Annotated in this window: 20 protein-coding genes; 15 read left to right on the plus strand and 5 right to left on the minus strand. The window is 59.0% G+C overall.

The features are described 5' to 3' along the window. Positions 1-3: 3 nt before the first annotated feature. Positions 4-510, minus strand: coding sequence for a cold-shock protein (locus tag FIU92_RS08110; protein ID WP_174829352.1), 507 nt, complete (start codon positions 508-510; stop codon positions 4-6). A gap of 142 nt (positions 511-652) precedes the next feature. Then, the gene (gene pdxH, locus FIU92_RS08115; RefSeq protein WP_152459861.1) at positions 653-1258 is read right to left on the minus strand and encodes a pyridoxamine 5'-phosphate oxidase; all 606 of its coding nucleotides are present in this window, start codon (positions 1256-1258) and stop codon (positions 653-655) included. Positions 1259-1393: 135 nt separating this feature from the next. Between pdxH and fabI the strand changes: the two genes are divergently transcribed. From fabI to trpE, 5 genes are all read left to right on the plus strand, one after another. Beyond that, on the plus strand, positions 1394-2200 hold the full coding sequence (gene fabI / locus FIU92_RS08120) for an enoyl-ACP reductase FabI (RefSeq protein WP_152458088.1): 807 nt from the start codon (positions 1394-1396) through the stop codon (positions 2198-2200). 4 nt (positions 2201-2204) lie between these two features. Beyond that, positions 2205-2714, plus strand: coding sequence for a xanthine phosphoribosyltransferase (gene gpt, locus FIU92_RS08125; RefSeq protein WP_152458089.1), 510 nt, complete (start codon positions 2205-2207; stop codon positions 2712-2714). A gap of 21 nt (positions 2715-2735) precedes the next feature. Continuing rightward, complete coding sequence (locus FIU92_RS08130) at positions 2736-3911, plus strand: aminotransferase (protein WP_152458090.1); 1176 nt, start codon at positions 2736-2738, stop codon at positions 3909-3911. 80 nt (positions 3912-3991) lie between these two features. Then, on the plus strand, positions 3992-5833 hold the full coding sequence (locus FIU92_RS08135) for a peptidylprolyl isomerase (protein ID WP_152458091.1): 1842 nt from the start codon (positions 3992-3994) through the stop codon (positions 5831-5833). A gap of 11 nt (positions 5834-5844) precedes the next feature. Continuing rightward, positions 5845-7356, plus strand: a complete 1512-nt coding sequence (gene trpE, locus FIU92_RS08140; RefSeq protein ID WP_152458092.1) for an anthranilate synthase component I — start codon at positions 5845-5847, stop codon at positions 7354-7356. 58 nt (positions 7357-7414) lie between these two features. On the opposite strand, the gene FIU92_RS08145 is transcribed toward trpE, so the two are convergent. Next, positions 7415-8848: a polysaccharide deacteylase family 2 protein gene (locus tag FIU92_RS08145; RefSeq protein ID WP_152458093.1), complete on the minus strand. Its 1434-nt coding sequence runs from the start codon at positions 8846-8848 to the stop codon at positions 7415-7417. Between the two features lie 198 nt (positions 8849-9046). On the opposite strand from FIU92_RS08145, the gene FIU92_RS08150 reads away from it, so the two are divergent. From FIU92_RS08150 to lexA, 6 genes are all read left to right on the plus strand, one after another. Beyond that, entirely contained in the window at positions 9047-9628 is a 582-nt protein-coding gene (locus FIU92_RS08150) for an aminodeoxychorismate/anthranilate synthase component II (protein ID WP_152458094.1), read from the plus strand. Beyond that, complete coding sequence (trpD, locus tag FIU92_RS08155; RefSeq protein ID WP_152458095.1) at positions 9625-10644, plus strand: anthranilate phosphoribosyltransferase; 1020 nt, start codon at positions 9625-9627, stop codon at positions 10642-10644. Before FIU92_RS08150 ends, trpD begins: the two co-directional genes overlap by 4 nt. Next, positions 10641-11453: an indole-3-glycerol phosphate synthase TrpC gene (trpC, locus tag FIU92_RS08160; RefSeq protein WP_152458096.1), complete on the plus strand. Its 813-nt coding sequence runs from the start codon at positions 10641-10643 to the stop codon at positions 11451-11453. Before trpD ends, trpC begins: the two co-directional genes overlap by 4 nt. Next, positions 11453-11926: a cyclic pyranopterin monophosphate synthase MoaC gene (moaC, locus tag FIU92_RS08165; protein WP_152458097.1), complete on the plus strand. Its 474-nt coding sequence runs from the start codon at positions 11453-11455 to the stop codon at positions 11924-11926. Before trpC ends, moaC begins: the two co-directional genes overlap by 1 nt. Beyond that, on the plus strand, positions 11923-13095 hold the full coding sequence (glp, locus tag FIU92_RS08170) for a gephyrin-like molybdotransferase Glp (protein ID WP_152458098.1): 1173 nt from the start codon (positions 11923-11925) through the stop codon (positions 13093-13095). Before moaC ends, glp begins: the two co-directional genes overlap by 4 nt. A gap of 78 nt (positions 13096-13173) precedes the next feature. Then, entirely contained in the window at positions 13174-13872 is a 699-nt protein-coding gene (gene lexA / locus FIU92_RS08175) for a transcriptional repressor LexA (RefSeq protein ID WP_152458099.1), read from the plus strand. Here the strand turns inward: lexA and FIU92_RS08180 are convergent. Then, complete coding sequence (locus FIU92_RS08180; RefSeq protein ID WP_152458100.1) at positions 13866-15914, minus strand: ComEC/Rec2 family competence protein; 2049 nt, start codon at positions 15912-15914, stop codon at positions 13866-13868. The genes lexA and FIU92_RS08180 overlap by 7 nt on opposite strands. A gap of 78 nt (positions 15915-15992) precedes the next feature. Here FIU92_RS08180 and gltX point away from each other — a divergent pair, with 78 nt between their 5' ends. Beyond that, the gene (gltX, locus tag FIU92_RS08185; RefSeq protein WP_152458101.1) at positions 15993-17393 is read left to right on the plus strand and encodes a glutamate--tRNA ligase; all 1401 of its coding nucleotides are present in this window, start codon (positions 15993-15995) and stop codon (positions 17391-17393) included. Between the two features lie 121 nt (positions 17394-17514). Then, positions 17515-18810, plus strand: coding sequence for a citrate synthase (gene gltA / locus FIU92_RS08190; protein WP_152458102.1), 1296 nt, complete (start codon positions 17515-17517; stop codon positions 18808-18810). A gap of 135 nt (positions 18811-18945) precedes the next feature. On the opposite strand, the gene FIU92_RS08195 is transcribed toward gltA, so the two are convergent. Beyond that, on the minus strand, positions 18946-20013 hold the full coding sequence (locus FIU92_RS08195) for a PA0069 family radical SAM protein (RefSeq protein WP_152458103.1): 1068 nt from the start codon (positions 20011-20013) through the stop codon (positions 18946-18948). Between the two features lie 270 nt (positions 20014-20283). Here FIU92_RS08195 and FIU92_RS08200 point away from each other — a divergent pair, with 270 nt between their 5' ends. Further along, on the plus strand, positions 20284-20982 hold the full coding sequence (locus tag FIU92_RS08200) for a B12-binding domain-containing protein (RefSeq protein WP_152458104.1): 699 nt from the start codon (positions 20284-20286) through the stop codon (positions 20980-20982). Positions 20983-21128: 146 nt separating this feature from the next. Continuing rightward, entirely contained in the window at positions 21129-22166 is a 1038-nt protein-coding gene (locus FIU92_RS08205; RefSeq protein WP_152458105.1) for a Hint domain-containing protein, read from the plus strand. Positions 22167-22181: the final 15 nt, after the last annotated feature.

Consider the following 22181-nt stretch of genomic DNA (forward strand, 5'->3'; position numbering starts at 1 on the left):
GGTTCAGCTATCCAAAGCCGCTTCCCAGGCCAGAACCTGCGCGGCCATCCGACCACGCTTGCCGTCGATCACCCTCATGGCCAGCGCTTCACCTGGTTGCAGATCGGCAAGACCCGACCGGCGCAACACCTCAATATGAAGGAATACGTCTTCATTTCGCCCAAAGACATTGGCAAATCCGAAACCCTTGCCTTTGTCGAACCATTTCACCCGTGCGGCTTCCAGCGGCGCCTTTGCGATAGCCTCCGGATCCAGCTCGGCGAAATCGGCAAGCATCATCGAGTCGGTCCGCGCCGGCGGATCAATCGCAACGACCTCGACCGCCTGAACCCCTCGGTCCGTGCGGTGAGTCATGATTTCAATGCTGGCGCCATCCGCAACCGAACTCTGGCCGTAATTGCGCAGAACATTTACGTGCAACAGAATATCCGGGCCGCCCTCTTCGGATACAACAAAGCCATAACCCTTTGCAGGGTCGAACCATTTTACGTGTCCACGGACGCGGTACATGTTGTTCAGGTCTTCTGGCACGGTTTTCCCATCGCGAATTTCAACAGTTCGTTAAGGGTTTGTTGTTTATGGGAATGGCAGGCAAATTCAAGCTGAAAAAATCGTTTATTTTCTGCCTGTTGCATTTCACGACACGTGAACGTCATGGATTCAACCTTTCAACATGCCATGCCGATCCCGGCTCAATTCGTTGCCATCTGAACCGGTCATGCAAGCGGAATGCTCCATCGGCCCAGAACTCAATCTCGGTGGGCGTCAATCTGTACCCGCCCCAAAACGGCGGACGCGGTGGATTTGGCCCAAGTTTCGCCGTCACTTTCGCGACCTCTGCCATCAAAGCTGCCCGGCTTGAAAGCGGTTGCGACTGCTTTGAAGCCCACGCGCCCAGTCGGCTTTTCAATGACCTTGATGCATAATACTCATCTGCCTGGGGCCCATTTTCACGACGTATTGTACCACGAACACGAAGTTGACGCCGCAAAGATTTCCAATGCATCACAAATGCAGCTTTTCCGGCGGCATCCAGTTCCTTGGCCTTGGCGCTTTCGTAGTTCGTATAAAAAACAAACGAGTCCGCTTCGATTTCCTTGAGCAACACCATGCGTGCATTTGGCAAGCCATCCGGATCAACGGTTGCTAGCGCAATCGCATTCGGGTCGTTCAATTCGGTTTCTTCAGCCTCGGCAAGCCACCGGGCCGCTATTTCAAACGGATCGGAGCCAGCAAAGATGCCATCACGCTCGGTCATTTCCATCCCCTGGAAAGTATTAACGTCGAACCTAAGGCGAGAACTCGCTGCGGGCAAGAGCGCACGGCCTTGATGCAACGCAACCAATGGCATAAACCAACTCAACATAACGCGAAGACAGGCGGAGAACCGAACATGTCAAATCAGTTGATGGCCGGCAAACGCGGCCTCATCATGGGACTGGCCAATGACAAATCAATCGCATGGGGAATCGCCCGCGCCTTGTCGAATGCCGGGGCCGAGCTGGCCTTTTCCTATCAGGGCGAGGCTTTGAAAAAGCGCGTCGACCCGCTGGCGGCGCAATTGGGCAGCGAAATCGTTCTGCCCTGCGACGTCAGTGACGAAGCATCCATCGACGCGCTCTTTGCAGCTCTGGAAGAGAAATGGGGCAAGCTGGACTTCATCGCCCACGCCATCGGCTTTTCTGACAAGAACGAGTTGCGCGGTCGCTATGTCGACACCAGCCGCGCGAACTTCAAACTGACGATGGATGTGTCGGTATATTCCTTCACAGCCGTGATGCAGCGTGCCGAAAAGATGATGTCCGAGGGCGGCAGCGCTGTGACCCTGACCTACTACGGCGCCGAGCAGGTCATGCCGCATTATAATGTCATGGGCGTCGCCAAGGCCGCGCTGGAGGCGTCGGTCAAATACCTGGCTGAGGATCTGGGCAAGGATGGCATCCGCGTAAACTCGATCTCGGCCGGCCCGATCAAGACGCTGGCCGCCAGCGGCATCGGCGATTTCCGCTATATCATGAAGTGGAACGAATATAACTCGCCCCTGCGCCGCAACGTGACGATTGATGACGTCGGCAACTCGGCGCTGTACCTGCTGTCGGATCTGTCCAGCGGTGTCACAGGTGAGAATCTGCATGTGGATTCGGGGTATCACATTGTCGGCATGAAGGCAGTTGACGCCCCGGACGTGGAAAAAGGTTAAGAACATGAGCGCCAAGGACCGCCTGCCCCACGAAAAAGGCTTTCACATCAGCTGGGACCAGATTCATCGCGATTCGCGTGCGCTGGCCTGGCGTCTCGACGGGCAAGGTCCCGATGATGGCAACTGGCGGGGTGTTGTCGCGATCACACGCGGCGGCATGGCGCCTGCGATGATCGTCAGCCGAGAACTGGACATCCGTACGGTCGATACGATCAGCGTGCGTTCATACCACCACCAGGAACAGGGTGAGGCAGAGGTGCTGAAATCTCCGGACGCCGACCTGATGGGCGACGGAACCGGTATTCTGATCATCGACGACCTGGTCGACAGCGGAAAGACATTGGAACTGGTGCGGGACATGTACCCGAATGCGCATTTCGCGACGGTTTACGCCAAACCCAAGGGCCGCCCGATGGTGGATACCTTCATCACCGAAGTCAGCCAGGACACATGGATCTTCTTCCCATGGGATATGGCCCTTCAATATGTCGAGCCGTATCGCGGCACCGATTGATTTCTGATTAGTAGACCGCTCATGACGCTCAGCCGTACCGCCGCAACATTCGCACCTCCGGTGATGGAGGCGCGCCGATGGGTCGAGGGCGTTGCCTTCCCATCCGACCGCCCGTTGATCAACGTAAGCCAGGCGGCCCCGGTTGATCCGCCGCCGCTGGCCTTGCGGCAGGCTATGGCCGAGTTTGCTGTGCGCGAAGACAGCGCGCATCTTTACGGCCCGGTATTGGGCAATGACGATCTGCGCACCGAACTGGCGGCGCAGATCAGTGCTCACTATGCGGCGCAGGTAGATGCACCTCGGATCGCCATCACCTCGGGCTGCAATCAGGCGTTTTCGGCCGTGATATCGGCGATCACCGGCGAAGCGGATGAGGTCATTCTGCCAACCCCATGGTATTTCAACCACAAAATGTGGCTGGATATGGCCGGAGTACGGTCCGTGGACCTGCCGACCGGCGATGATCTTTTGCCCGATCCAGAGCGTGCGCGCGGATTGATTACCGACAAGACACGCGCCATTGCGCTGGTCACGCCCAACAATCCGGGCGGCATCGAATACCCTGCCGAACTTGTCAGAGCCTTTTTTAACCTGGCCCGTGAAACCGGGATCCGCCTGATCGTCGATGAAACCTATCGCGATTTCGACAGCCGCAGCGGCCCCCCGCATGATCTGTTTCAGCAACCCGGGTGGGACGAAACACTTGTCCACCTATACTCTTTCTCCAAAGCTTATCGTCTGACGGGCCACAGGGTGGGTGCCATCGCAACAAGCCCGGCGTTGTTGTCCGAGGTCGAGAAATTTCTGGATACGGTCGCCATTTGCCCGGGCCAGATCGGCCAGTTCGCAGCGTTGTGGGGTATGCAAAACCTGTCGCAATGGCTGGCCTGCGAGCGTGACGAAATTCTTGACCGCCGCGCAGCCATTGCAGAAGGCATGCCGGCGCTTGAAGCACGGGGGTGGCGGCTTTTGGGACTTGGCGCCTATTTTGCCTATCTCGAACATCCGTTCGACATGCCGTCAGACGAGCTTGCGCGCCGTCTGGTCAGCGAAGCCGGCGTGCTGCTGTTGCCCGGAACCATGTTCATGCCCGATCATGACCCGGCTGGAAAACGGCAGGTCCGCATTGCTTTTGCCAATCTGGATCGGGCCGGGCTGGGCCAATTGTTCGACCGGTTGCAGGACCTGCCCTTCTAAGCTTGCCCCTCGGCGGTGTGCGTCGTATTCAGGGCCGCAACCGACAGGGCAGAACTCTGCCGAAAAAACAAGAGGGCATCATGGCCGCAGGCGCTAAAAGTCTTTCGAAAACCTTTGTCTGGATTCTGATGGGCCTGCTGATGCTGGGCCTTGCGGGATTTGGCGCGGTCAACCTCAGCGGGACGATCCGCACAGTTGCGACAGTCGGCGACGAAAGCATCTCGGTCGATGACTACGTGCGCGAATTGCAGCGCGAGATTCGAGCGGTAGAAGCACAGTCCGGGCAACCTTTGCAGATGTCGCAAGCCCGCGACCTGGGTCTGGACCGAAACGCCCTTGCCCGCCTGACCGCTTTGGCGGCGCTGGACAACGAGGTCGGTCAGCTTGGGATTTCCATCGGCGATGAGAACCTTCAGCAAGAGATCATCTCGATCCCGGCATTTCAGGGTGTCAACGGAACTTTTGACCGTGAATCCTATCGCTTTCAGCTGGAACAGGTCGGCATGACCGATTCCGAATTCGAATCCGATCTGCGTAAGGAATCCGCCAGAACCATCGTACAGGGCGCAATCATGGGCGGCGTGAAAATGCCGGCCACGCTGACGGACACGATGATCGATTATATCGGCGCGCGGCGCAGCTTTACGGTTGCAACTGTTGGAACGGAAGCGCTGGAAACACCTGTGGCCGAACCAACGGACGCGCAGATCCAGGCATTCTATGATGACAATGGGGAACAGTTCATGCTGCCCCGCACCAAGCAGCTGACTTACGCGATTCTGTCGCCTGCAATGTTGGTGGACACGGTCGACATCGACGAAGACGCGCTGCGCAAGCTTTATGAAGAACGAAACGACGAATACAACCAGCCCGAACGCCGTTTGGTCGAACGTCTGAACTTCCCAAGCGAACAGGCCGCCAAGAACGCTTTGGCGCAGCTTGAGGTTGGCGGCACAACTTTCGAACAGTTGGTTCGGGATCGCGATCTGGAACTGAACGACATTGATCTGGGCGACGTGACGCGTGAGGATCTGGGCGAAGCTGCGGACGCCGTATTTGCGGCCGAGCTTGACACTGTCGTGGGTCCGTTGCCTTCGGTGTTCGGTCCGGCGCTGTTCCGCGTCAACGGATCACTGGCGGCGAACAACGTTCCATTTGAAGAGGCCGAGCCGGCACTTCGGGAAGAGTTGGCGACTGAACGCGCCCGCCGTCTGATCGAGGCGCAATCCGAAGATATCAACGATATGCTGGCGGGTGGTGCCACGCTGGAAGAACTGGCGGAAGAAACCGAAATGGAACTGGGCCAGATCGACTGGACCCGTGACAGCGACGAAGGCGTTGCGGCCTATGACGGGTTCCGAGCGGCCGCAGAAGCCGTTCAGGAAGGGGATTTCCCTGAAATCGCATTCCTGGAAGACGGGTCAATTTTTGCCCTGCGCCTGGACGAGGTTCTGCCACGTCGCCCGGAACCACTGGAGAGCGCGAGCGACCGTGTCGCCGCGGCCTGGCAACAGGCCGAGATCAACAAAGCCCTGCGCGAAAAGGCGGATGCCATTCTGAACCAACTGGCACCTGACGGTGATTTCGCAGCGACCGGCCTGCCCTTCCGTGTCGAAAACGCCCTGACCCGCACAGCGTTTCTGGATGACGTTCCGGCCAATTTCATGAACGAAGTTTTCGCGATGGAACCGGGCGAGCTGCGCGTTGTTTCGGGCAATGGTGCGGCTTGGATAGTGCGTCTGGATGAAACCCTGCCGCCGGCGGATACGGATGAACTGCGTCAGTTGCGTGATGCCCTGAGCTCGCAGATGGATCAGGCTCTGGCACAGAATATTTTCAACGCCTACGTACGTGACGCCCAGACCCGGGCGCGCCCCGTGGTGGATCAACAGGCGCTGAACGCCGTGCAGGCGAGCTTTTAAACGAGACCGATATGGCCCTGACACCCGATTTCGAAACCTTCGCGCGCGCATATGATGCGGGCGAAAACCAGGTTGTATATACGCGTCTGGCCGCCGATCTGGACACTCCTGTTTCACTGATGCTCAAGCTGACGGGCGCGCAGAAAGATGCGTTCATGCTGGAATCGGTGACAGGCGGTGAGGTTCGTGGCCGCTATTCGATCATCGGCTTGAAACCTGATCTGGTTTGGCGCTGTCACGGGGAAACCTCGGAATTGAACCGTTCGGCCCGTTTCGATGCCGAGGCGTTCTCGCCCCAAGATGGCAACCCGATGGACAACCTGCGGGCGCTTCTTGCCGAAAGCCGCATGGAATTGCCCGATGACCTACCACAGGCCGCTGCCGGGCTGTTCGGGTATCTGGGTTATGACATGGTTCGGCTGGTGGAACACCTTCCGGATGTGAATCCTGATCCACTGGGTTTGCCTGATGCGATCATGCTGCGCCCGTCTGTCATCGCAGTGCTGGATGGGGTCAAGGGTGAGGTGACGGTGGTTTCACCTGTCTGGGCCAGCGACGGTCAATCGGCCAAAGCGGCCTATGCCCAGGCGGCTGAGCGTGTGATGGATGCGGTCCGCGACCTGGAACGTGCCATGCCCGCGGAAACCCGCGATCTGGGCGACGCACGCGAGGTTGCCCCGCCGGTGTCGAACTTCACCAAATCCGGCTATATGGAGGCGGTTGAAAAGGCCAAGGAATACATCCGCGCGGGTGACATCTTTCAGGTTGTCCCGGCACAGCGCTGGACGCAGGATTTTCCACTGCCGCCTTTTGCTCTCTACCGGTCCTTGCGACGCACGAATCCGTCACCCTTCATGTTCTACTTCAACTTCGGCGGTTTTCAGGTGGTGGGCGCAAGCCCCGAAATCCTGGTGCGTGTGTTTGGCAACGAAGTCACCATACGCCCCATCGCAGGCACGCGCCCGCGTGGCGCGACGCCCGAAGAAGACAAGGCGAATGAGCTGGATCTGCTGGCCGACAAGAAAGAACTGGCCGAACATCTGATGCTGCTGGATCTGGGTCGCAACGATACCGGTCGCGTGTCAAAGATCGGAACCGTGCGTCCGACCGAAGAGTTCATCATCGAACGCTACAGCCACGTGATGCACATCGTATCAAACGTTGTAGGCGAACTGGCCGAAGACAAAGACGCGTTGGACGCCTTCTTTGCCGGTATGCCGGCAGGCACGGTCTCGGGCGCGCCGAAAGTGCGCGCGATGGAGATCATCGACGAGCTGGAGCCGGAAAAACGCGGCGTTTACGGCGGCGGCGTCGGCTATTTCAGCGCGGGCGGCGACATGGACATGTGTATTGCCCTGCGTACCGCCATCGTGAAAGATCAGAAACTCTATATCCAAGCTGGGGGTGGTGTTGTTTACGACAGCGACCCCGAAGCCGAGTTCATGGAAACCGTTCATAAATCCAACGCCATACGGCGCGCGGCGGCAGATGCCGCCCGGTTCACCGGCAACGGAAACGGCTAAAAAAACAGGGGCGGCCGATCAGATGATCACCGCCCCTTTTCTTTGCATTCTGCGCGGGTCACTGCACCTGTTTCATCATGACGGCCGAGATCGGAGCCATTGCCACGCGGTTGCCCCGATCTTCCAGCCCCCACAGCAACAGGGCTGAAATCGTCTCGGGACGCACGCGCCCCAGCATGACCACTGTCCCTTCCTGACCGGCACGGAAAGCGGCCTGATCCAGGAACCTGCGCATGATTTTGGGGTCCTGCCGTGCGCCGTCGATATCGCGGAAAACGACACTGGACGGAATTCCGTTTCGCGCCGCCAGCTTCTGCACGGTGTTGAGCCCATTGTCCTGCGTAATCAGCCCCCGGCCGGTTCCCGCAGCAATCGCGGCGACCTGATCAGCCAGTTTGCGATTGCCCTGAATCCCGCTGTTCACACCTTCCAGAATACCAACCGTTTCCGGCAGGGTATCCAGCCACACCGACAGCGACACCTCGGCGTCCTGCGCGCTTGCGGCCTCGGGCAGATCCGCCAGGGCCAGCACCTCGAACCCGGCCTTGCGATGACGGGCCATCTTTTCTGCCGCATCAGGATCCGATGGGTTAACAGCAAAACTGATCGGATAGGGAAAGTCCTGCAACGCCTCGGACCCGAATGCACCCTCGTCATCAATCAGAATGATGGACATCAACGGCTTGGATTCGGGGTTTTCGAACTTTGCCGCAAAACGCTCGATCGGCTTGGTCGATTTCGGCTGCTCAACCGAGGCCTGTTCCACGACCGGCTCATCATCCCGTTCCGTCAGCGGAACGACGCGTTTTCCGATGATCGAGTTGGCACTTGCTTTCTGCTCACCCCCGATCTGGGGCAGCGCAGCGATGCGCGGCAGTTCCCGAGGCATGGTGTCTTCATCCCCTTCCACGGCAATCGGGCTGTTTTCAAAGGGGTTCTGTTCTTCGGCCTCTGTCGACTCTGACTCCGGTTCTGGCGCTGCCCGTGGCAGAGGGTCTGGCTCGGGCGCAAGCGCGGCCACCTCGGTGTTCTCGGGCTCTGCCGGCGGGGCCGGTGTTTCATCAATTACGGCAGGCAGCGCATCGTCTGTCTGAATCGCGGGAACCTGACTTGGCTCTGGCAGGGCGGCGGGTGCTTCGATCACGAACGACACTTCATTTGCACCTGCCGCTTCCGGTTGGTTCAGCGCGTCCGTTGCCGCACCGACAACCGGCTGGGAATCGATTGACGTTTCCAGCCCCGACAGATCGGCCAGATCCTCGCCTGCGTCATCGGCGGCTTCTGGCGCACGCGGGGCAAGTTCCACCAGATCGGCGTCAGATCCGGCGTCCGCCACTTCAGCCGGAGCCTCGGGAGTTTCAGAAATCGTCGGCGCCGGTGCTTCGGTTGCAACAACCGGGGTATTCACCATCGGCGTCTTGAGTGACACAACCGCACCCAAGATCAAAACAACGATCGCGCCCGCGACCATTCCTCCGAAAAATCCGCCCATTTTCCTGCCTTTCGCCTCTTTCCTCTGCCTCGTCCAGCTCTGCGCCATCTGGTGTGGCGCTCGGCCAATTGAACGCGCCAGAAACGGTATGTCCTCTTGACGCTGCCGCTCAAGCCTGAGCATGTATGTGCGGACATTATACCGTGGCCCGGGGCTGCATCGCCAGCCCGAAATGCCCAAGCGAAGATAAGTGCCCAAATGCTGCTGCTGATCGACAACTACGACTCGTTTACCTACAATTTGGTACATTATTTAGGCGAACTTGGTGCCGAAATGGTCATTCGCCGAAATGATGCGCTGGATGTGCAGGAAGCGATGGCCATGAACCCCGCCGGCATTCTGCTGAGCCCCGGCCCCTGCGACCCGGATCAGGCGGGGATTTGCCTTGCGCTGACGGAAGCGGCCGCTGAAACCAAAACGCCGCTATTGGGGGTTTGCCTGGGCCATCAGACCATAGGCCAAGTGTTTGGCGGCAAGGTAGTTCGATGCCACGAGATCGTTCATGGCAAGATGGGCACGGTGAAGCACACCGGCAAGGGGTTGTTTGCCGGTCTGCCCTCACCCTTTGAGGCAACGCGCTACCATTCGCTGGTGGTCGAGCGCGAGACCCTGCCCGATTGCCTGGAGATCACGGCCGAGCTAGATGACGGCACGATCATGGGATTGCAGCACAAGGAATTGCCGATCCACGGTGTGCAGTTCCACCCGGAATCCATCGCATCCGAGCACGGTCACGCCCTTCTCAAAAACTTCCTGCAAGAACTGAAAGTCCCGGCATGAGCGACGCGCTTAAACCGCTGATCGGAGCCGCTGCCGATCGTCCTTTGACACGTGCCGAGGCCGAAAAAGCCTTTGCCATACTGTTCGATGGCGAAGCCACGCCCAGCCAGATCGGCGGATTGCTGATGGCCATGCGGACACGCGGTGAGACGGTCGATGAATACGCCGCGGCAGCCGCCGTGATGCGTTCGAAATGCAATGCCGTAAACGCACCCGAGGGGGCGATGGATATCGTCGGCACCGGCGGTGACGGCAAAGGCACCCTGAACATCTCGACCGCGACCGCTTTTGTCGTGGCCGGTGCCGGAGTCACTGTCGCGAAACACGGCAATCGCAACCTGAGCTCCAAATCCGGCGCAGCGGATGCATTGGGCCAGATGGGCATCAACGTCATGGTTGGCCCGCAAGTCGTTGAAAATGCGCTGAAAGACGTTGGAATCGGCTTCATGATGGCGCCCATGCACCACCCTGCCATCGCCCATGTGATGCCGTCCCGGCAAGAATTGGGAACGCGCACGATCTTCAATATTCTCGGCCCCCTGACCAACCCTGCCGGCGTCAAACGGCAGTTGACCGGTGCCTTCAGCCGCGACCTGATCTGCCCGATGGCCGAAACGCTTGGCCTGCTGGGGTCGGACCGGGCCTGGTTGGTGCATGGTTCGGACGGGACGGACGAGCTTACGATCACTGGCATCAGCTGGGTCGCCGCTCTGGAAGACGGGATTGTGAAAGAGGTCGAACTGCACCCCGAAGACGCAGGTCTTCCGGTGCATCCGTTCGAGGACATCATCGGTGGCTCGCCCGAGGAAAACGCCGTTGCGTTTCGGGCTTTGCTGGATGGTGCCCCGTCCGCGTATCGTGACGCGGTGTTGCTGAATTCGGCCGCCGCTCTGGTCGTCGCCGAAGCAGCAAATGATCTGCGCGAAGGCGTGGCCATGGCTGCTGAAAGCATCGACAGTGGCAATGCCAAAAACAAAATCACGGCCTTGGCCGCCAAGACACAGGAAGCCGCATGACCGAAACCGTTCTGGACAGAATCAAAGCCTACAAACTGGAAGAAGTCGCGGCGGACAAAGCGCAGAAATCCCTGGAAACACTGGAAAGTGAGGCCCGGTCCGCCTCGGAACCCCGTGGCTTTGCCAATGCGCTGCAACACGCCTCGCGGCAAGGCTATGGCCTGATCGCCGAGGTCAAGAAAGCCAGCCCGTCCAAAGGACTGATCCGGCCGGATTTCGACCCGCCCGTTCTTGCAAAGGCTTATGAAGATGGTGGCGCGACATGTTTGTCCGTCCTGACCGACACCCCCAGCTTTCAGGGCAAGAAAGAGTATCTGACGCAGGCGCGCGAGGCGACGTCCCTGCCCGCCTTGCGCAAGGATTTCATGTACGACCCGTATCAGGTGGTCGAAGCACGCGCCCTGGGGGCGGATTGCATTCTGATCATCATGGCCTCGGTCAGTGATGATCAGGCGGCTGAACTGGAAGACACTGCATTCGATTGGGGAATGGATGTTCTGATCGAAGTACACGACGAGGCAGAGCTTGAACGCGCGGCACAGCTGAAAAGCCCGCTGATCGGTATCAACAACCGCAATCTGAAGACATTCGAGACAACGCTCGACACGACGCGCCGCCTGTCCAAGCTGGTGCCCGCCGATCGCACCATCGTGTGCGAAAGCGGACTGGGTACACCAGACGATCTGAAGGACATTGCACGCTATGGGGCCCGCTGCTTTTTGATCGGAGAAAGCCTGATGCGCCAGGACGATGTTGAAGCGGCAACGCGCCATATCCTGTCAAACCCGCTGATCCCCGGAGTGATGTGATGCCACTGACCCATTTCGATGCCCAAGGTCAGGCACATATGGTCGATGTCTCGGACAAGGAGGTGACAGATCGCGTCGCAGTTGCCGAAGGTCACATCAGGATGGCGCCGGAAACCTTTGAAATCATTTCCGAAGGTCGCGCAAAAAAGGGCGATGTTCTGGGCATTGCCCGCTTGGCCGGCATCATGGGCGCAAAGAAAACGCCTGACCTCATTCCGCTGTGCCATCCTTTGCCGGTGACCAAAGTGGCCGTAGAGCTGACTCTTGACCCGGACCTGCCGGGTGTTCGGATCCAGGCCACCGTCAAGACCTCGGGCCAGACCGGGGTTGAGATGGAAGCGCTGACCGCCGTATCGACAGCCGCCTTGACGGTATACGACATGACCAAGGCCGTCGATAAGGCGATGGAGATAGGCGGCATTCGCGTTCTACTTAAAGATGGCGGTAAATCAGGGCGTTACGAAGCGAAATGATTACTGTCGAAGAGGCGCGCGCCCTGTTGTTCGATCTTGTGGGGCCATTGCCGACAGAAGAAGTCCCACTGGCCCAGTCCGCAGGGCGCGTTCTGTCGCGGGATGTCACGGCCACGCGGGATCAGCCGCCTTTTGCCGCCTCTTCCATGGATGGCTATGCAGTCAAATCTGACGAGGTCGAACTGCACGCCATGTTCAAAGTCGTGGGCGAGTCAGCGGCCGGGCGTCGTTTTGAGGGCGCTGTAGGCCCCGGACAGGCCGTTCGCATTTATACCGGCGCCCCTGTGCCCGAGGGCGCGGATTTCGTTGTGATTCAAGAGGATACGGACCGCCGCGGTGATCTTCTGACGATCACGGACACACCCGGCGCCAAAACGAACATCCGACCCGCTGGCGTGGATTTCAAGGCTGGCACGTCCATATCGGCCCCGCGATTGATCCGCGCTGAAGATGTGGCCTTGATGGCCGCGATGAACATCCCTCGCGTCCCGGTGTCGCGCAAACCCGTGATCGCCCTCATCTCGACGGGTGATGAGTTGGTCATGCCCGGGGAAGAACCCGGCCCGGATCAGATCATCGCCTCGAACACATTTGGCCTAAAGGCAATGCTCGAAGGATTGGGGGCTGTGGTGCGCGTGCTTCCGATCGCAGGGGACACTGTATCGTCACTTGAAACGGCCTTTGGTCTTGCGCAGGGGGCGGATCTGGTCGTGACGATCGGCGGGGCGTCGGTTGGCGATTATGACCTCGTGTCGGACGTCTCGCAGGGGTTGGGGATGAAGCAATCCTTCTACAAGATCCGAATGCGCCCTGGAAAACCCCTGATGGCCGGTCGTATCGGCAACGCGGCGATGGTCGGGTTGCCGGGCAATCCGGTCAGCGCCATGGTCTGCGGCTATCTGTTTCTGGCTCCGATGGTGCGCCGGATGCTGCGGCTTGAACAGGTGCTGCCACCCTTCCGCACGGCTCGGCTGAGTGGTCCTTTGCCCGAGAATGGCCCGCGCGAGCATTATATGCGCGCCGTGGTGACGGATGCCGGTATCGAAGCTTGCGCAGATCAGGACAGTTCCCTTCTCAGCGTATTGGCTCAGTCCAACGCGCTGTTGGTCCGCGCCCCGCACGATCCGGCGCGCGACATCGGGGAAATGGTCGAATACCTGCCGATCTGACCTGCCCTCAAATTCGTTGACACAAAACGTGAACATGCGTAGAACAAAAGAAAACGCATGAGCGACGAGGTGTGAGCGATGCTGACCAAGAAGCAATTGGATTTGCTGGAATTCATCCACAAACGCGTGCAGGCGGACGGTGTTCCGCCCAGTTTTGATGAAATGAAGGCTGCTCTCGACCTGCGGTCGAAATCCGGTATTCACCGGTTGATCACCGCATTGGAGGAACGCGGGTTTATCCGCCGCCTTGCTCATCGCGCTCGGGCCATCGAGATCGTGAAATTGCCCGAAAGCCTTGGCGGCGAGCCGACGGCCGGCTTTACGCCACGTGTGATCGAAGGCGACCGGCCCAAGGGCCCCCGCCCTGCGAATGTGGAGCCTGTATCGGTGGACGCGCTCGAACTGCCGGTCATGGGCCGGATCGCAGCCGGTGTTCCCATCGAAGCAATCAGCCATGTATCGCATCACGTGGCCGTTCCCGGCCCCATGGTTTCGGGACAGGGTCAGCACTATGCGCTTGAGGTTCGCGGCGACTCGATGATCGACGCTGGCATCAATGACGGTGACGTGGTCGTCATCCGGGAAACCTCGACCGCGGATAACGGCGACATCGTGGTTGCCTTGGTCGAGGATCAGGAAGCGACCCTCAAGCGGTACTTCCGCCGCGGCAACGCAATCGCGCTTGAGGCAGCAAACCCGGCTTATGAAACGCGCGTCCTGCCCGAAGAAAAGGTCAAGGTTCAGGGCCGGTTGGTCGGACTGATCCGCACCTATTGAGCCTGATTGGAATGACGGTCCCCGGCAGGTTTCGGGGACCAAAGCCGATGGCCTGTCATGTCCGCGCTCGAGGTCAGCTTTCCATTCGAAACCGACAGGCTGCCGGTTTCGTACAACCGTTCCGGATCGAATACTCCGCACGAACCTTGCAGGGCAAGCGCAACAGCCGAGATGATGATCTGGTTTTTTTGGCATTCATCAAACGCCCGCGCCGCCCGTTTTCCGGTGATATGGATGATCTCAAAATCCTTAAGCGGGTATCGTTGCACGATGTCGCTGTCTGGCCATCTGAGCGCCGCCTCGATCTGATCAACGCCGTCCCCGTCATTTTCAAGCCAGACACCGGCGACAAACCCGCTGCCTTTGCTTTTGCTGAGGGCCCGCCCCTTGTCGGTCATGACCCCTACCAATCCGCCGTTTTCAGCGATCAGGACATCCGGTCTGTGCCCCGAGTTCCAAAGCAGAAATGCCAGGACAACAGGCACTGCTCCGGCCCATCGTGCTTGTCCCTGCCACAAGGCCATCCACAAGGCGCCGAATGCGACCAGGGGCAGGATGTACCAAGGCGGGCTGACGACAAAACCCTGCGCGCCATCAAGGTGCGACACCCAGTCCGAAACCGTAAGGATCCAATGCAACGCCCACCCCATGACGGTCAGGGCAATTGCCTCCAGTCCAAACGGGGCCAGAAGCGCCGCAACGACGGCGGAGGGCACGACAAAAAGACCCATGACAGGAACGGAAAGCAGGTTGGCCAGCAGACCGTAATGGGACATCGTATTGAAATGCGCGGCACCTATGGGGGCTGTTGCAAGGCCTGCAATTGCCGATGACATCACCACGCCGGCGACGGGCTTCAGCCAGTTTGGGCCAGGCATCGGGCCCATCTCTCGCAACGCTCCGAAGACGGCGACCAAGGCTGTGGTTGCGGCGAAGGACATTTGAAATCCGGGGCTCAGCAGCGACTCGGGCCGAAGAACCAGCACGATTACGGCGGCAACAGCAACCGCGCGCAGTGAAATCGCGCGTCGGTCGATCAATACGGCCCCCAGCATGACGCTGACCATGACAAAGGCCCGTTCGGTTGCAACGTTGCCCCCGGACAGCAACAAATAAAGGGTTGCGGCACAAAGCGCGAGAACAGCAGCCACCTTCCGAACCGGAAGTCGCAACGCCACGGGGGGGCACAACGACAGCCCCAACCGACACGCGACGAATACGAAGCCTGTCAGAAGCCCCATATGAAGCCCGGAAATGGCCAGCAGATGGGCCAGATTGGACGCCCGCAAGGATGATAGCGCCTCCTGCCCCATCCCGCTGCGATCTCCGGTGGTGACGGCGGCGGCAAATCCACCGATTTCACCGGGCAGAATCTGCCTGACCCGCTGCGAAATGGCCATGCGGATCGCAGTGACCCGAATGCCGTCGGTCCCCTCGGTCGCTGGCGCGATGGTCATGATCGGGACGCGGGTATAGCCGACCGCGCCCAATCGTTGAAACCAGGCATGTCGGCGAAAGTCGAAACCTCCGGGCTCGACCGGGCCCTGCGGCGGCGAAAGATGACCCGTGGTCATAATACGCTGCCCCGGTGCGATTGCGCCCGTTGGAACATGAACGGAAAGACGGATGCGCTGCGGCCTGCGCTCCTGAGGTACATCCCCAATGCGTACCTGATCAAGCGTCAACCGCAACGCATCCGAGGCAGACCGATCCATGGCGACGACCCTCCCCTCGACAGGGCCATAATATCGCCACGACAGTACCGGTTCTGCCACCATATGGGCGCGAACGCCTGCCAGAACGAAACCGGCAGCGATCAGCGCCCCCCCGATTGTCAACGTTCCCACCCCCGGTGGCAGCCGGCGGCGCAAGACGAAAAGAGCGACTCCAAGACAGACAAGACCGGCATAAACTGACCAATCCGGCTCGACGCGGACGCCGAAATAGAGACCAATCCCCGTCGCCAGCAAAACCGGCGTCCAAGTGAAAAGGTAGCCTGTCTGGTGCAGTAGCGCGGCCTCGACCCGTGCAAGAACACGCATGGTTGCCCCCGTCCTTCGGGCTCGTTAGACAGGCTTCAAACTATGCCAGATACGGTTACCAAAAGGTTAATCCTCACCATGACTGAACAGGTCGTCACTCGTTTTGCCCCCTCGCCCACCGGTTTCCTGCATATCGGCGGCGCGCGCACTGCTTTGTTCAATTGGCTGTATGCGCGTGGTCGGGGTGGCAAATTCCTGCTGCGGATCGAAGACACCGATCGCGAACGTTCGACACCCGAGGCGACCGCCGCGATCCTTCAGGGCATGGCCTGGCTTGGCCTTGATCACGACGGTGACGTGATAAGCCAGTTCGAAGGGGCCGCCCGTCACGCCGAGGTCGCGCATCAGTTGCTGGCCGAGGGCAAAGCCTACAAGTGTTTTTCGACCCAGGAAGAAATCGCCGCTTTCCGGGACCAGGCGCGCAGCGAAGGGAAATCAACCCTGTTCTGCAGCCCATGGCGTGACGCCGATCCTGCGACACATCCGGATGCACCTTTTGCCATACGCATCAAGGCGCCTCAGGACGGGGTGACCGTGATCCACGATCAGGTTCAGGGCGATGTGAGCATCCGCAATGACCAGTTGGACGACATGATTCTTCTGCGCTCGGACGGAACACCCGTCTACATGCTGGCAGTCGTTGTCGACGATCACGACATGGGTGTCACCCATGTCATCCGCGGCGACGATCACCTCAACAACGCCGCGCGGCAAATGATGATCTACGAAGCCATGGGCTGGGACGTTCCGGTCTGGGCGCATATCCCGCTGATTCACGGGCCGGACGGCAAGAAGCTGTCCAAGCGCCATGGTGCTCTTGGAGCGCAGGAGTATCAGGCCATGGGCTATCCCGCAGCCGGGATGCGCAATTACCTGGCCCGGCTGGGCTGGAGTCATGGCGACGATGAGTTTTTCACGGATGCGCAGGCAAAGGACTGGTTCGATCTGGACGGGATCGGCAAAAGCCCTGCACGGTTTGATCTGAAAAAGCTTGAAAACCTGTGTGGACAGCATATCGCAATCTCGGATGATGCTGCACTGCGGCAAGAGATCGAAGCATATCTGGCCGTAGCAGACCTTCCGCCCCTTACCGAAACACAATCCAGTGATCTGGAACGTGCGATGTATTGCCTCAAGGACCGGGCGCGCACCTTCCCGGAACTGCTTGAAAAGGCTCATTTTGCACTGACAAACCGCCCGATCGTTCCGGATGAAAAGGCGGCAAAGGCACTGGCAACAGTATCCGATGGTATACTGACGGAATTGACGCCGCATCTGCAAAATGTTAGCTGGTCGCGGAACGAACTGGAGGAGGCCCTGAATTCCTTTGCCGAGTCAAAGGAGCTCAAATTCGGCAAGCTGGCCGGTCCGCTGAGGGCCGCCCTGGCGGGTCGGGCCGTTACGCCTTCGGTTTTTGACATGATGCTTGTGCTGGGACGGGAAGAAACCCTGGCGCGGCTTTCTGAAGCAGCGAAATAACCCAAGCTTCATAAAGGGGTAACGCTGCTCCGCTAACACCCGGACTGCGCGTCCACGCGCAGTCATTGCCCGTATCACCGGAGGTATCTCTGGCGTGCGCATGAATGAAGAAGGGACAACCATGACTGATAGCAACAAAACAGCCACTCTGACCGTTCACGGCAAAGAGTATGAGTTGCCTGTTCATTCTCCGACCGCTGGTCCGGATGTCATTGATATCCGAAAGCTTTATGGTCAGGCCGGCGTCTTCACCTACGATCCCGGGTTCACTTCGACCGCAAGCTGCGACAGCACCATCACCTATATCGACGGCGAAAAAGGCGAACTGCTGCACCGCGGCTATCCGATCGACCAACTGGCCGAGAAATCGCATTTCCTCGAGGTTTGCTATCTTCTGCTGTACGGAGAACTGCCGGCGGCAAAGGATCTTGAGAAATTCGAGACCACGATCACACGCCACACCATGCTGCACGAGCAGATGCAGTATTTCTATCGCGGTTTCCGCCGCGACGCGCACCCGATGGCCATCATGGTCGGCGTTGTCGGCGCGATGTCGGCCTTCTATCACGATTCAACGGATATCTCGGACCCGCAGCAGCGTGAAATCGCATCGCATCGTCTGATCGCCAAGATGCCGACTATTGCTGCATGGGCCTACAAGTACCACACCGGTCAGCCTTTCGTGTATCCGCGCAACGATCTGGACTATGCCTCGAACTTCCTGCGCATGTGTTTCAGCGTTCCTGCCGAGGAATACGAGGTCAACCCGATCCTCAGCCGCGCCATGGACCGCATCTTTACGCTGCATGCGGATCACGAACAGAATGCCTCGACATCGACCGTGCGTCTGGCGTCGTCCTCGGGGGCAAACCCGTTTGCCTGTATCGCCGCCGGCATCGCTTGCCTTTGGGGTCCGGCACATGGTGGCGCAAATCAGGCCTGCCTGGAGATGCTGGAAGAGATCGGCACCGTTGATCGCATCCCCGAGTTTATTGCCCGCGCCAAAGACAAGAACGATCCGTTCCGCCTGATGGGCTTTGGTCACCGCGTTTACAAGAATTTCGACCCGCGCGCCAAAGTGATGAAGCAATCGGCTGACGAAGTTCTTGATCTGCTGGGCGTTGAAGACAACCCGAAATTGCAGGTTGCCAAGGAACTGGAACGCGAAGCGCTGGAAGACCCGTACTTCGCCGATAAAAAGCTATTCCCGAATGTCGACTTCTACTCGGGCATCATCCTCGAAGCGATGGGTTTCCCGACCTCGATGTTCACGCCGATCTTCGCCCTGTCACGCACTGTTGGCTGGGTCAGCCAGTGGAAAGAGATGATCGCCGATCCGCAAAACAAAATCGGCCGCCCGCGTCAGCTGTACCTAGGCGAAACGCTGCGCGATTACGTGGATATCGAAAATCGCTGATACGCGCCTCACGTCAATCTGTTTCGAAGGCCCCGGTACTGCCGGGGTCTTTTTGTTTGGGCTGAAGCAATGAGAGCGCGAAGACCCGGTGTTTTCCCGCGCAAGACAGCACCGGACAAGCCGGGGCGCAAGACCTCAGAACAGGCTCAGCTGATCCCCGGCCTGCGGCGGCACCGCAAACAAGTCGCAACGCAACGGGGCCGATTTAATGGACAGCCCCAGACGTTTGCAGGTCTTCAAGAACCTTTGAGCAATGATCCCGGCATACTCACCCTCGCCCCGCATTCTGTGCCCCCAACGCGGATCGTAATCTCGCCCCCCATGCATTTCCCGCAGTTTGGACATGACCTTTTCCGCTCGCGACGGCTCATGATCGGCAAGCCAGCCCTGCCAGAGCTGCGATACCTCGCGCGGCAGGCGCAACATGATCCAGCTTGCGGCATCCGCACCAGCCTCTTTCCCGGCCTCCAGAAGGCTTTCCAGTTCATGATCCGTCAGCCCCGGCACGATGGGCGACGTCATGACACGCACCGGAACGCCCGCTTCCATCAGCGTTCGGATCACGCGCAACCGCCGAAGGGGCGACGGCGCCCGTGGTTCCATCCGGCGGGACAATTCCGCATCCAACGTTGTCAGCGAAATACCAACCCGCACCAGCCCCCGGCCTGCCATGTCGGCAAGCAACTCCAGATCCCGCTCTATCAGGGTACCCTTGGTGACGATTGCGACCGGGTGGTTGAACTCACTCAAAACCTCAAGACATGACTTTGTAATCATGTGCTTTTTCTCAATCGGCTGATACGGGTCCGTATTCGTACCAATTGCAATTGGCGCGACTTTGTAGGATCTGGCGGACAATTCCTTGCGCAGAACACGCCCCATGTTGGGTCGAACGATCAGGCGGGTTTCGAAATCCAATCCTGCCGATAGCCCAAGATACGCATGGCTGGGCCGCGCAAAACAGTAAACGCAGCCATGTTCACATCCCCGGTACGGGTTGATCGACCGATCGAAGGGCAAGTCAGGAGATCGGTTGTAAGTAATAGCGCTGCGCGCAACCTCTTCGCGTGTCTCGGTCCGCAGCGGCGGCAATTCTTCCTCAATGTCCCACCCGTCTTCTGTGGCCGTGGTGGCAAAGCGTTCAAACCGACCAGCTTCGTTCGTCGTTGTTCCTCTTGCCTTGATCGTCCGCGCGATATTCATGTAAGCTTGTTCTTCTTTTGTTCTCGCGCAAACATAGGCCTGTCGCCGATTTGGCGCAACCCCCGCCAAATCACCGTTGGATTGAAGTTAGTTGAAGAGTCTGCAGGATAATCTTGCAGACTTTTCTATCGAGCCCCCCCATTTTTTGGCTTATAGGTCGGTCCCGAAACGACCGACGTCGCAATCGTCACAGTCACGATGCGACGTTTTGGCCAAAACGGAAAAAATGCCACCACGGGTCGATGGCCCGCCCAGCACAGGGAATACCCCATGTCCGACGAAGAAGACATCGTCCTGTCCGAACTGAATGACGACGAACTGGTCGAGCAGATGTTCGACGATCTCTACGATGGCCTGAAGGAAGAGATCGAGGAAGGTACCAACATCCTGCTGGAACGCGGATGGACACCTTATGACATCCTGACCAAGGCTCTGGTTGGCGGTATGACCATCGTGGGCCATGACTTTCGCGACGGCATCCTGTTCGTCCCCGAAGTTCTGCTGGCCGCAAACGCGATGAAGGGCGGCATGTCCATTCTCAAGCCGCTGCTGGCCGAAACCGGTGCACCGCGCGTCGGCAAGATGGTCATCGGCACCGTGAAGGGCGACATCCACGACATCGGCAAAAACCTTGTTTCGATGATGATGGAAGGCGCTGGCTTCGAAGTTGTCGATCTGGGCATCAACAACCCAGTCGAAAACTACCTGGAAGCGCTGGAAAACGAACAACCCGACATTCTGGGCATGTCGGCCCTGCTGACCACTACGATGCCTTACATGAAAGTGGTCATCGACACGATGGTCGAACAGGGCGTCCGCGACGATTACATCGTTCTGGTCGGCGGCGCGCCCCTGAATGAAGAGTTCGGCAAAGCCATCGGCGCGGATGCCTATTGCCGTGACGCAGCTGTTGCAGTGGAAACCGCCAAGGAATTCGTGGGCCGCAAGCACAATCAACTGGCTGGCTAAGACCCGAACAATACTGATTGAAAGGCCGTCCGATCCGGGCGGCCTTTTCGATTCTGAAGCGCCTTGTCACCGGAGGATCCGGATTATCCAATTTTAAACCAAAGCAGGTCTAAAAGAACGAGGCATTCACATCCCCGGGGGGTCTCGTGCCGACTACGTTCACAGCCATCTCGCTCGGCAAACTTGCCGATATCGACAGTTTCGAAGGCAACAACACAGCTGAAAACGCTTCGGCGCTTGTAGGGAAAACCTTTGGCGGGTCCGACGATCCGCTGGCTCACAACAGCGTCACCTGGAGCGCGGTCGGCAATCCGAGTTCGTACTACAACATGAACAACATGTCGGCCAATGATCGGTTTTCGATCGATGGCGGGCCGCCTCAGACATTCGATGGCACTTCGGTCTACAACGCCACGATCACCTATTTTGACGGATCAACTGCCAGGATTTCCGCAGTTGTGGCGCAGGATGTGGATGGCAACACCTATCTGATGCCGGAATTCTCGGACAATTCGGACCAATCCGCCTTGGAGGCTGGCCCTGTCCGCTCGATCACGCTCAACAGCCTTGCCGGAAACCGGTATTCAGGCCTGACATCCCGCCGTGAAGATTGGGATCTGGTACCCTGCTTTACCCCCGGAACGATGATCCGCACCGAACAAGGCGCGCGCCCGATTGAAACCCTGTCCGTCGACGACCGGATCGAAACCCATGATCATGGGCTGCAACCCCTGCGTTGGATGGGGCGGCGAACCGTCAAGGCAACGGGTCCGCATGCGCCTGTTCTTTTCAAAGCGGGCGCCATCGGAAACTCGCGCGACCTTCTGGTGTCACAACAACACCGCATGCTGATTGGGGATTGGCGTCTCGAGCTGAACACCGGACATTGCGAAGCCCTGACGCCTGCCAAACATCTCGTGAACGGGTCCGACATCATACTGCGGCCCGGAGGGGTGGTGACCTACATCCACTTGCTGTTCGACCGGCATGAGCTGCTCTGGGCCGAAGGTTGCCTGAGCGAGAGCTTTCATCCCGGCGCGCATATCTGGGACAGTCTCGGGTCTGCCGCACGGCAAGAAATCCTGTCGCTGTTTCCGGAACTGTCGGTGAACGGTGTTGCCGCGTACGGCCCGCTGGCCCGGCCCCTGCTGACTGCGTTTGAAGCGCATGCGTCGGCGGCCTGACATGAGATGTCGGAT

The sequence above is a fragment of the Ruegeria sp. THAF33 genome, from assembly GCF_009363615.1.
In the GTDB taxonomy this organism is placed as follows: domain Bacteria; phylum Pseudomonadota; class Alphaproteobacteria; order Rhodobacterales; family Rhodobacteraceae; genus Ruegeria.